Consider the following 1,141-nt stretch of genomic DNA (forward strand, 5'->3'; position numbering starts at 1 on the left):
CAGGAACGGCGCTTTGCGCCGTTCCTGATTACTGACACGGTGCGCTTTGTTGATGCCGGATGCGGCGTAAACGCCTGATCTGTATTAGCTCAGACCTGATCTGACAGTTACCGGTTATTTATACAGGTATCTGTCAGATTACATCTGGTTTAAATTTTTCTCAGCCCAGATGCGCTTTCCATCAAGTAACGTTTCCATCGGCGTCCGGCCGCAACACATTTTTCCCTGATGGGTTCGCTCATTATTATAGTGAGCCAGCCATTCATCAAGATCCGATTGTAATGTTTCAAGATCGCCATATAACTTTTTGCGGAACGTCACCTGATAAAACTCGTTCAGTATTGTTTTATGGAACCGCTCGCAGATCCCGTTGGTCTGCGGGGACATCGCCTTCGTTTTCGTGTGTTCGATGTCATTTATCGCCAGATAAAGCTGATAATCATGTTGCTCCACTTTACCGCAGTACTCCGTGCCTCTGTCGGTCAGTATCCTCAGCACTGGCAGGCCCTGAGACGCATAAAATGGCAGTACACGGTCATTCAGTAAATCAGCCGCAGTAATCGGCGTTTTAGTGACATAGAGCTTGCAGTGGGCCACCTTCGAGTACGTATCAACGAAGGTCTGCTGATAAATACGCCCGACGCCTTTCAGATTGCCTACATAGAACGTGTCCTGCGAACCCAGATACCCCGGATGAGCAGTTTCGATTTCGCCACAGGCCTCGTCATCACTGCCTTTACGCTCCAGCGCCGCGATTTGGCTGTCGGTCAGTTCAATGCCATCGCGGGCCACTTTTTCTTCCAGTGCTTTCAGCCGTTTTTTGAAGTTCTCAAGGTTATGGCGTAACCAGACAGAACGGACACCACTGCCGGAGATAAAAACGCCCTGTCTGCGCAGCTCGTTGCTGGTCCGGTGCTGACCGTGCGCCGGGAAAGCGACGGCGTAATCAATGACAGCCTGCTCAGTTGCCTCATCGGTACGGTTCTTCAGGTTAGGGGCGCGGCGACTACGATTAATCAGTGCATCCACGCCGCCTTCATCGGCCAGTTCGCGGTAACGATAAAATGTATCCCGCGAAACACCCATGATTTTACAGGCTTTTGATACATTGCTGAGTTCTTCAGCCAGATTGAGCAAACCG

General features: G+C 50.7%; 1 protein-coding gene. It reads right to left on the bottom strand.

Annotation, left to right across the window (positions count from 1 at the left end):
- Positions 1-138: 138 nt before the first annotated feature.
- Positions 139-1,141: IS481 family transposase (locus F0Q32_RS25850; RefSeq protein ID WP_255475795.1), on the bottom strand; the 1,003-nt coding region annotated here is incomplete at its 5' end.

The sequence above is a fragment of the Pseudocitrobacter sp. 73 genome (assembly GCF_008369545.1).
Lineage (GTDB): Bacteria > Pseudomonadota > Gammaproteobacteria > Enterobacterales > Enterobacteriaceae > Pseudocitrobacter > Pseudocitrobacter vendiensis.